Here is a 10,229-nt window from a genome sequence, read left to right on the forward strand (position 1 = left end):
TTATGGATAAAGTAAATTCTAAAAAAATAAAGATCAACTGTTCTGTGGAGCAGGTTGTAGATATTTTTTTTCAGCTACATAACGAGCTCTATTTTGAGGGTAAGCCGTTAATCGGTGGCAATCCTGAAGACTTGGCAAGAATAATTACGAACTCTTTCCTAGACAGTGAAGGCAAAGCGCTAGATCCCTCGTGGGTTAAAACAATGTTAGTTCCACCGACACCTAGCAGGGAGTATAAGGTATTTATAATGTAATTCCTAAGTCAGATAAAGTCTCAAAAATTACGGACTAGAGACACTAATAATGTCGAATAATTATAATCTATAAGTAGGAAGGGGAATTGAATAATGATAGTAAATAATAAAATTGGGATTACACTTTCAGGAGGTGGGTTTAGAGGAATAGCTCACCTTGGTGTTCTCCAATGTATGGAAGAGTTAGGAATCTCATTTGATGCTATTTCAGGTGCAAGCGCAGGTGCACTTATTGGTGCCTTTATTGCGGAAGGCTACAGTCCTGCAGAGATTTTCAAATTTGCAAAAACAGAAAAGTTTTTCAATTACACAGATTTATTTCGAGGTAATGGAGGAATGTTCAGTCCAGATATATTTGAAAGGATTATTACCAAATATATCCCTCATAACAGTTTTGAGCAGCTCAAAGTCCCATTATATGTTTCTGTTACTGATTTGAGTAATGCTCGGTCGTTGGTGTTCAATCAGGGCTGCCTAAGTTTGGCAATTAAATCTTCATGTTGTTTCCCTATGGTCTTTGTCCCCGTCAATTATCATAATGATACTATATTATGCGATGGAGGTATACTAAATAATTTTCCTGTTGAACACATAAATGCAACATGCGGAAAGAGTGTTGGAGTGGATGTAAATTCTATTGAGATTGCAAGGGGACATATGGGATATGGTGAAATCATGGACCGCATTATCCGAATAATTACTTCAAAAATAGATAAAGAAGGAGCAAATTACTGCGACGTCTTTATACAGCCGGGAGAACTTCGAAAGTTTTCAACTTTCGACACAAAACATATGGATGAAATATATCAAATAGGATATGAACATGCTAAAAAATTTGAAGATGATTTGCTGTCTTTAAGACAGGATAATAACTGTTGAGTATAAAACATTAGTAGACTATTGCCTATTGGATAAATATCATATTAAGTTTCATAACTCAAAAATCGCAACAATTTAATAGATGAAAAAATACTGTTATGAAAAATTACAGCAGCTAAATGACCACCTAAATGATTTATCATGTGATAAAACAATGTTGCTTGCAGAAGACGCAATTGAAATTGCACAAAAAAAACTCAACGAGGTAAAGGAGTTTATCATTGAAAAGGGTTTTAAAGATGCTAATGAAGAAATCTGCTTTTTTAAGAAGATAAAACCGCAGTTTGTTGCTAAGTTGATTTATTACAACGGTATTTATAAGATTGAGGCTAAAATCCCTTATGGTGGAGATAAGGTAACGAAAAAGTATCTAAAAAATGAGATTACAAAATTGAAGCTATATTTTGATAATAATCTTGAGTTTTACAAATATTACAGAACAAATAGTACTTACCTAGATGATAAATATTTTTTGCGAGGGAAATATGATATCAAACTAAGCTTAGATAGTTATTATTTTGAGACAGATCATAGATTCTGTACTAGCCATGATTATAAAGTTGCAAAAATTTTAGCAAATGATCTTATCCAACTATATATTGAAGACAGAATTTTTGGGCTTTCAAACATTTCAAGTGCAAAAAGTCCACACTATTCTTTGAACTGGACAGGAAGTAAAGCTGCATTAGTTGAACTTATTTATGCCTTGCAAGCTCAGGGGGTATTGGATTATGGTCATGCTGATATCAAACAGATCTCAAGAGTGTTTTCAAGAATGTTTAATGTAGATATCGGTGATTTTTATCATACTTATTTAGAACTACGTAATAGGAAAATCAACAAAACCAAGTTTCTAGACTCTCTTAGAGATGTTTTAAGCAAAAAAATGGATGAACAGGACGATAAGTGAGAGTTTATTTATATTTACGCTAAAATGTATTTTTAGTACTTATATTTTTTGTCATTGAAGCAGTTAATTCTGGTAGCTTAGCCTCATTTTGAGTATCTTCCTGTTTATTTGATTGGGGTGTAATGGATAGTTGAATCTTACGGTCGATTGCGGCAAGTTCGGTTTTAAGCTCGCTCAGTCGACATTCTTTTGTCCATATACCATCCACTACTCCCTGAAGTATTGGAATATCTTTTTGAAAATCAGTTATATTTTCTTGCTCTTTAGCGATATAGGATGGTAGTTTTTCCAGTGCCCGCAAAAAATTCATTGAGGCAGTTTCCGGCTCTTTCGCCATTATTCCATTATTGAATGTATATTTTATATTTCCTTCGCCTTGTACAAAAAAACGGTTCACTCGAATATCGACTCCATCTTTTTCTGACATTTCGGTTTTTACCAATAATTGAAAACCATATAAACTTCCGATTTCTTCATAATCTCCACCTGTTCGGGATTTATCTGTTAATTCATTAAGGTTAGTACCTATTTGCTTGATGGTAGCAGTAGCAGGAAGACCTGTGAGCTGAATAGCGTTTACAATCGTACCATCCTGGTTCTTTTGAATACGTTGTTGCAGATTACTCCAATCAAGACTCATACGATCATGTCGCGACTGAGCTTTGTTAAGCTCTGCTGTGAAATCTTCAAGTTTATATTTAGCACTATATTTTGACCTATTAAATGCCTGTTTCTCACTTTCCAAGCCTGCAATTTGCTTTTCTACTTTCGCCTTGTCTAAAAGGTCAGTATTTCCTGATAGAATTGCTACGTATTCAGAAAAATTCATTCCTGACTTTTCATCCATACTTCCTTCATCAATAGTTCTCTTACCGAGATTATTTGATTTTAGCTGGTCTATGAATAGTTGTTTGTTGAACAATAGATTAAACTTATAACTGTCCAGTGATTTTTCTACGGCATAGATGACCACATCCACTTTATTATCGGCAAAATGCTTGGCTATTTCATTGCCTTTACGAATTGCCCGACCATCTCTTTGGGCAAGATCACTAGGTCTCCAGGGTGTATCTAAATGATGTATAGCTACAGCTCTCTTCTGTGCGTTGACTCCTGTTCCAAGCATACTTGTAGAGCCAAATAGTACCCGAATTTTACCTTCATTCATTCCCTTAATCAGCTCCTTACGTTGATTATCTGTTTTAGCTTCCTGTATGAAACGGACTTCGTGAGCAGGAATACCATGTGTTTCTACCAGTTTTTTCTTGATTTCAGAATACACGTTCCACTCTCCGGACTTGTAGGTCCCCAAATCAGAAAAAACGAATTGTGTTCCTTTTTGTGCATTAAACTTTTGGTAATATTTGGCGATATTATCGGCACAGTGCGAAGCCTTGTTATCAGGATGATCATAATAAGCACCACTCACCATACGCATATCCAGCGACATTTTACGTGCGTAGTCTGTTGCAATGAGCATTTTTGCTTTTTCTTCCGTTTTAGATAATGGCGGTCTTCCAAGCAAGGTAGCATCCCCGGATTTTGCAAACTGCATCAGGTTTTGTATAAATTTTGCCTGGTCTGGTGTAGGTGGAATATTGTACAGTATTTCCTTTTTCTCCGGTCGGTCAATCCCTATATCCTTTGCTGTGCGATAATCTGTAATTTCAGAATAGAACTGAGCTAGCTCCGGTACTTTAATAAAATAACGAAATCGTTCCTTTGCCACAATATTATTGGCTACAGAAAATTCATAATCCGTAGTTTTTCTTGCATAAATAGCCGCCCATGCATCAAAACAGTTTATACCTTGTTTTTCTAATGCCCTTGGTCTAAGATATTTGAATAACAGATACAACTCCGTTAAAGAGTTACTGATGGTGGTTCCCGAAAGAAAGGTAGCTCCCATGTCGGCATTGGTACGATCCTGAATAGTACGTATAGCAAACAATAAGTTCAGGGCTTTCTGACTACCATCTACATTTCCCAATCCTGCTACACGACTATGTCGGGTATTAAACATCAAGTTCTTAAACTGGTGGCTTTCGTCGATAAACAGATGATCTATACCCATCATTTTAAAATCTACAATATCATCTTTTCTATTCTCAATATCGTGTTGCAGCGTTTTAAGTTTTACTTCGAGGTTTTCTTTCCTTTTGATAGCTCCTGCAAGCATACCTCTTGTTACTTCAGCACCTTGCGATTGCATAGCATCAAGATTTCGTTCTACATTATCCAGTTCAATTTCAAGAATTTCCTTTTGTACTTCGGGCGATTGCGGTATCATTCCAAACTGATCATGCGTCAATATCACGCAATCCCAATCATTGTTTTTTATATCGCCAAAGATTCGCAAGCGTTTTTGAGGTGTAAAATCATCTTTCCCTGGAAACAGGATTTTAGCATGCGGATATGCAGTACGATAGGCTTCTGCAATCTCATGAACATTGCTTTTCAAACCAATGATCATTGGCTTATGAGCCAAACCCAGTCGTTTCATTTCCTGTGCCGCTGTACACATTACTAAAGTTTTTCCTGCACCGACTTCATGGTCGCAGATGGCTCCGTTATTCAGCTTAATCATCCAAACGGTATCCTTTTGACTTCCATAAAGATCATTTATGCCCAAAGCCTTGCGATCCAGACCAGGAAAATCCTGATGGCTTCCATCATAATTGGGGCGGACAAAACAATTGAACTTATCATTATATTGATCTGTAAGTCGTGTTTTGAACTCATCGTTTTGAGCATGGAGCCATTCAGTAAAGGCTGTTCTTATTTCATCAATTTTACTGTTTGCCATTTGTATGGCTTCCATATCCCTTACTTTAACCTCTTGATCTCCAATCGTAACTTTTTTAGTAATATCGGGTGTCGTGTTTACTAAAGCGTGTTTCAGTAACGCAATTCCATCAAATGTTCTGCTTTCCGATTTTACGGCATATTTTTCCCAAATATGTTGATTGCCCTGTTTAGAGGTTACGGAAAAATCATCTGAACTATCTGAATAGTGTATTCTTACTTCTGTGTCGAAAAGATGTGAGGCAAAGCGTGCGTAGATTCCGGACGGTATCCATCGCTCACCTAAATTAAAATCAAGTTCTTCAAACTCTATTCTTCTTGGTCGGGATTCTTCCAATATAGTTAAGCTTCGTGCAGCTTCTTTATCCTCAGGATTATTTTCAACATGGCTTCTAAGTTCGTGTGCCTTTTCAACCACATTTCCTGCAATCCAACGTTCCGCTATTTCGTATTCATTAGCTAACGGATTGTAATAAATACGGTCATTCAAGGCTTCTTTAAGAGCATCGGCAGACATACTGCTGATTTCAGACATGTATTCCAGATCTACAGTTCCGTATTTGTTTAATGAAGCTGCTAATGCTTCTTCTGGATTGTCCGTTGCCAGTGTAGAGATGGAAAAACTAACAGGATGACTAAATACATCGGCTTTATGTATCACTCCACCAATTGTACGTTCCAGATACGGTACTTCTTTCCCCGCACTATCCGTTTTAATAAGCTTAATATTATCAGCACTATTCAGGTTACCATACTTTCTTACAAAAGCATCATACAAATAGTTAAGGGTTTCTCTTTCTGAGTTATGTTCGGTTTGTTTCTCTGCTTCCTTTTGATAAAGATCTATGTAGGTATCCCTTATAGCAATATAGGCTTCAGCTCTTGCTTTCTGTGAAGAAGTCAATTGCAAAGGATGGAATATACCTGTTTTGTCAACTTTGTCAACATTTTGTAAATGACCAACCCAGCCATTGTTTACCACAAGGCAGTCATTACGGTGAAATGCTTGTATTTCCTGACTATACAAAGCAGGCTCTGGAAGTGTGTTTTTTAGAACTAGCTTATCAACAGTATCTTTTTCGTTTACCTGCGAAAATAAATCTCCGATTAGCTCTCTTGGCTCATTGTTTTTAGGTTTACTTATAGATTCATTGTTAACAGGCTGTACATAGGGTTGTTGCATACCACCACTGAAAAGATTGGTTTGCTTTCCAATCGGAGTACGGTTTCTGTTAAACTTTTTCTTTTGACTTTGGGCTGTTTTCTTTGGTGGTGCAATTACTGTTATAGACTCATCATCATTGCCAAATAAGTCAAAAATACTCAGCTGTTTTAGTTCTTGTGGCGGTGAAATTCTTTGTTGTTCCTGTTGGGTAATTGCTGATTCAATTATAGGAGGTGTAAAAATTGGTGTAACGGGAATTTCTATTGCCGGCTCCTCATTTCGTTCACCTTTGTATAAAGCTAAGTTTAAATTCCTACCAAAGTCTTTAGAAAGCATTTGTGTTAGGTCTTTAGCAATTCCATTTACACCATCATTGTGTTTATAGATCAAAGCGGGCTGTCCGTAAGGGTCAGTATCTAATTTACTTTCAGTATGTACAATCCTGCTGTTATTATAAAATAATGCATTCCCTGGTGTATTGTATACAGTCTGTTGACTTTGGCAAAACAGTTCTTCTGCTTCAGATAAGCTTTGCTTAATTGTATTCTTTTGTAGGATTATCAAATCAGAGCCTACTTCTGTGCCTGCATACTCTGTAAATAAGTTATTTGGCAATCGGATAGCTGACACCAAATTGTTGTTTTCCATTAATGCTCTACGTATCGGCTCATTCTTAGGACTATTTAATACTCCTTGCGAGGTAATGAAAAACTGTAAACCTCCTTCCCGAAGCATATCATTCCCTTTCAAAAAGAAATAGTTATGAATACTTCTGGCTGCTTGTACTTTTGCATAATCTTTACTTCGGGAATAGGATAAATCAAATACAGCAGTATCTCCAAACGGAATATTACTTGCGATTACATCATAGCTGTTCTGTTCTTTTTCGGAAATTTCCTCAAAGCCACTTACACGGATATTACTTTCTGGATAGAGGTGTTTTAGTATCTTCCCGGTTAATACATCTTTTTCATAGGCAGTAACCCTAGTCTCTTCGTTATCTGCAAAAGATTGTATGAATGCACCAATACCTGCTGATGGTTCCAGAAAATTCTGTATTTTAAGTCCACTATCTTTCAGAGCAAATGAGATAGCATCTATAACCTGTGGTGGTGTGTAAAATGCTGTTAGGACAGAGCTTTTCATACTGTCCACATATTTTCTGTACTGTTTATCATCAACGGAATTCTCCATTAATAGTTGGTGTAATTCCTGTGTAATTGGAAAAAGATCATGTTCGTTTTTTCGCCAATGATTGATATCTACTTCACTGGAGATAGGGTTCAATACGAACTTTAGACCACCAAATCCGCTATAATGCATCATTAGCAGTCTTTCGCCTGCGGTAGCTTGCCGCTGTTCCTTCTCCAATTTAAAAGCAGTACGTAAGGCTTCAATATTCTGTTGGAGATGAAGACGTTTACTGAAGCCCATTTTCCTCTATCCAGATTGAAATGGTACCGGTTATTTCTGTGTAGAGCTCATCAAACTCATGACAGTATGCGAAATCATCGGTTAATTCATATTTCAAGAAAACAGATTCGCAGACGGGAAACATTTTTAGGGCAAATGGTTTCAATTCTTCATCTGCCATTAAAGCATCAAACTCATTGCAAACCACTTGAAAAATGGTGTCGAAACGGGAGAAATGTAAGCCTTCAAATAATATGTAATTGGCAATTTCACTACATTGCTCTATAGCGTTGCCCGAAAGAAATGCTCCTTCATAAGCATTTGCTGCCCATGAAGATCGTTGGTCAATAAATTTCTGGTCGCTTGCTTTTTCGGGGAAGCTGCTGTTAAGGTGTTCTTGCAGTCGTAGTCTGAAATACGACAAGTCTTTTTGCAGTGTACTCATGGTAAATTTTATTTAGAATTTTTGCGTAAATCCTAAAATTAGAGCAGTAAGGCAAAGTTTTTATAGAAGTGGTAGGATTTGGCTTTGAGAGGTAGGATTTGGCGTAATATGCAACGAGAATTTCAATCATCTGAGAGGTTCCAGATTTTAAGAGACAAATAGTCTATTAAAAAAATTATAATGAATTTGCACAATCAAATACCGTACGGTATATTTGCAATATGGTAAGATCAGAAAAAACACGACAATACATTATTGAAAAAACAGCTTCAATTTTCAACAAAAAGGGATATACAGGGACGTATTTATCCGATTTGACTGATGCAACAGGCTTGACAAAAGGTAGTATTTATGGAAACTTCAAAGACAAAAATGAGGTTGCTGTAGAAGCTTTTAGATACAATTACAAATTCCAATCTGAAAAAATACTCGGCAAAATAAATCAAATAGAGCATTCAGCCGAAAAAATGATTGCATTCTTAGGTCATTACAAAACGGAATTTAAGCCAATATTCCAAAACGGAGGTTGTGCCATCTTGAATACATCCGTTGACGCAGATGATGGAAATGATTTGCTAAAAATGGAGGTCACTAAATCAATCCAAAGTTGGCACAAGACCATTGTCTCCATACTGGAAGATGGTGCCAATAAAAATGAAATAAAAAATTTGGATGCGAGTGTTTTTGCATATCGGTTAATTGCTCTGATTGAAGGAAGTATTTTGCTAGCAAAAACACTTGAAAAACCAGAAATATTGATGGAAAGCATCGATTTTTTACAGTCTGAAATTAATAGTCTGAAAATTTAAATAAAAAAATTTGAACAAGCATATACCGGTAGGTATATGCGTAAATATTAAAAAAATGGAAAGAGTAGTTATCACAGGATTAGGAGCAATTACTCCTATTGGAAAAAACACAATGGAATATTGGAACAACTTGCTTAACGGAGACTCTGGTGCCGACAAAATAACGCGTTTTGACACAACAAATTTCAAGACAAAATTTGCATGTGAAATCAAGAATTATGAGGCTTTAGATTACTTCGATCGGAAAGAAGCAAGAAAAATGGACAGATTTACGCAGTACGGACTTATTTGCGTAGATGAAGCTGTAAAAGATGCAGAATTAGATTTTTCGAAATTGAATGTAAACCGGATAGGTGTCATTTTTTCCAGTGGAATTGGTGGCTTTGAAACGTTCGAGCATGAAGTCATCGATTATGCAAAAGGTAATTTTCAACCAAAGTTTAATCCATTTTTTATTACCAAGATCATTTCTAATGGCTTGTCTGGTATAATTTCTATCAATTACGGATTAAGGGGAGTTAATTATTGCCCTGTTACCGCTTGTGCTTCTTCTACACAAAGCATTATTCAGGCATTTAATTACATCCGTTTAGGCAAAGCGGATATCGTTATTACGGGCGGTTCTGAAGCTCCCATAACAGCATCTTCCATTGGCGGGTTCAACGCGATGAAGGCCATGTCGACCAATAATGAAAATTTCGGTACTGCTTCAAGGCCTTTTGATACAAGCCGTGATGGATTTGTGGTCGGTGAAGGAGCCGGGGCTTTGATTGTCGAAAGCTTAGGCTCGGCAATAAAAAGAGGAGCTAAAATTTACGCGGAAATTGTAGGTGGTGGAGAAAGTTCAGATGCCTATCACATTACGGGAACGCATCCCGAAGGAACTGGGGCATTTTTGGCCATGAGGGAAGGTATAAAAGAAGCCAACTTAAATCCAAATAATATTGATTATGTTAATGCACATGCGACATCGACTGGACTTGGTGATTTATCAGAAATTAAAGCGATTGAGAAATTATTTTCATCAAACCTTGATAAAATTCAGGTAAGTGCTTCAAAATCTATGACTGGGCATTTATTGGGAGGTACAGGTGCTATTGAAGCCATTTCAACTTGTTTAAGCGTAAAAACCGATTTAATTCCACCAACTATAAATACGACCGAAATTGATGAAAATATACCAAAAGAATTAAATCTGTCCTTAGGTAGTAAGGCGTTTTCAAAAACGGTGAATTATGCCTTGAGCAACAGCTTTGGGTTTGGGGGACATTGTGGAGCTTTAATCTTAAAAAAATACATTTACTAAATTACAAAGTAGGGAAATCTCTATGAAAATGCTTTAAGCATATTTTTTTATTTTTGCATCACAATTTAATCCATTATCATAATGAAAGAACTAATCGAAAAAATCAATGCTTCATTTGAAGCGTTAAAAGTAGATGCTGAATTACAGGCAGACAAAGGAAACAAAGCAGCAGGAACAAGAGCTCGTAAAACCTCTTTAGAACTTGAAAAACTGCTAAAAGAATTTAGAAAAGCATCTTTAGAT

At 36.4% G+C, this 10,229-nt stretch carries 8 protein-coding genes; 6 read left to right on the forward strand and 2 right to left on the reverse strand.

The window, feature by feature from the left end; all coding sequences use genetic code 11:
- Positions 1-2 precede the first annotated feature (2 nt).
- From BGP15_RS23240 to BGP15_RS23250, 3 genes are all read left to right on the forward strand, one after another.
- Positions 3-254, forward strand: a complete 252-nt coding sequence (locus BGP15_RS23240) for a hypothetical protein (protein WP_058699776.1) — start codon at positions 3-5, stop codon at positions 252-254.
- A 93-nt stretch (positions 255-347) separates the two neighbouring features.
- Positions 348-1,133, forward strand: a complete 786-nt coding sequence (locus tag BGP15_RS23245; RefSeq protein ID WP_058699777.1) for a patatin-like phospholipase family protein — start codon at positions 348-350, stop codon at positions 1,131-1,133.
- 82 nt (positions 1,134-1,215) lie between these two features.
- On the forward strand, positions 1,216-2,043 hold the full coding sequence (locus tag BGP15_RS23250) for an RteC domain-containing protein (RefSeq protein ID WP_058699778.1): 828 nt from the start codon (positions 1,216-1,218) through the stop codon (positions 2,041-2,043).
- Positions 2,044-2,062: 19 nt separating this feature from the next.
- Here the strand turns inward: BGP15_RS23250 and BGP15_RS23255 are convergent, their stop codons facing one another.
- Both BGP15_RS23255 and BGP15_RS23260 read right to left on the reverse strand, forming a co-directional pair.
- Positions 2,063-7,447, reverse strand: coding sequence for a helicase-like domain-containing protein (locus BGP15_RS23255; protein WP_058699779.1), 5,385 nt, complete (start codon positions 7,445-7,447; stop codon positions 2,063-2,065).
- The gene (locus BGP15_RS23260; RefSeq protein ID WP_058699780.1) at positions 7,434-7,871 is read right to left on the reverse strand and encodes a DUF1896 domain-containing protein; all 438 of its coding nucleotides are present in this window, start codon (positions 7,869-7,871) and stop codon (positions 7,434-7,436) included. The genes BGP15_RS23255 and BGP15_RS23260 overlap by 14 nt, the downstream gene beginning before the upstream one ends.
- Before the next feature lie 221 nt (positions 7,872-8,092).
- Between BGP15_RS23260 and BGP15_RS23265 the strand changes: the two genes are divergently transcribed.
- From BGP15_RS23265 to BGP15_RS23275, 3 genes are all read left to right on the forward strand, one after another.
- Positions 8,093-8,680 (forward strand): TetR/AcrR family transcriptional regulator, encoded by a 588-nt coding sequence (locus BGP15_RS23265; RefSeq protein WP_058699781.1) that lies wholly within the window; start codon positions 8,093-8,095, stop codon positions 8,678-8,680.
- 55 nt (positions 8,681-8,735) lie between these two features.
- Positions 8,736-9,986 (forward strand): beta-ketoacyl-ACP synthase II, encoded by a 1,251-nt coding sequence (fabF, locus tag BGP15_RS23270; protein ID WP_058699782.1) that lies wholly within the window; start codon positions 8,736-8,738, stop codon positions 9,984-9,986.
- 81 nt (positions 9,987-10,067) lie between these two features.
- Positions 10,068-10,229, forward strand: a 162-nt coding sequence (locus tag BGP15_RS23275) for a BF3379 family histone-like protein (RefSeq protein WP_286770826.1), incomplete at its 3' end; no start/stop codon positions are given.

Origin of the sequence: Sphingobacterium sp. 40-24, assembly GCF_001899705.1 — a bacterium.
In the GTDB taxonomy this organism is placed as follows: domain Bacteria; phylum Bacteroidota; class Bacteroidia; order Sphingobacteriales; family Sphingobacteriaceae; genus Sphingobacterium; species Sphingobacterium multivorum.